The organism is Mesorhizobium sp. CU3 (assembly GCF_006442965.1).
Classification (GTDB): domain Bacteria; phylum Pseudomonadota; class Alphaproteobacteria; order Rhizobiales; family Rhizobiaceae; genus Mesorhizobium.
The window spans coordinates 1-268 of sequence record NZ_VFWX01000049.1; the positions used below are offsets into that span (position 1 = coordinate 1).

General features: G+C 57.8%; 1 protein-coding gene. It reads right to left on the minus strand.

All coding sequences use genetic code 11. The features are described from left to right. Positions 1-268, minus strand: a 268-nt coding sequence (locus tag FJ988_RS30555) for an ATP-binding cassette domain-containing protein (RefSeq protein ID WP_210242794.1), incomplete at both ends; no start/stop codon positions are given.

Here is a 268-nt window from a genome sequence, read left to right on the forward strand (position 1 = left end):
GGTTAAAGTTTTGAAACACAAAACCGATTTCGCTGCGCAGGCGGTTGATCTGTTTGCCGTCGGCGGCTACCAGCTCGCCGTTTTTTGCGGCCTTGAGCTTGAGTTCTTCACCGGCCACCAGGATTTGCCCCTGGTGCGGGTTTTCCAGGAGGTTGATGCAGCGCAGGAACGTGGACTTGCCGGAACCGGAGGAACCCAGGATCGAGATCACATCGCCGTCGCGGGCGGTCAGCGAGATACCTTTAAGCACCTCCAGCTCACCATAGCG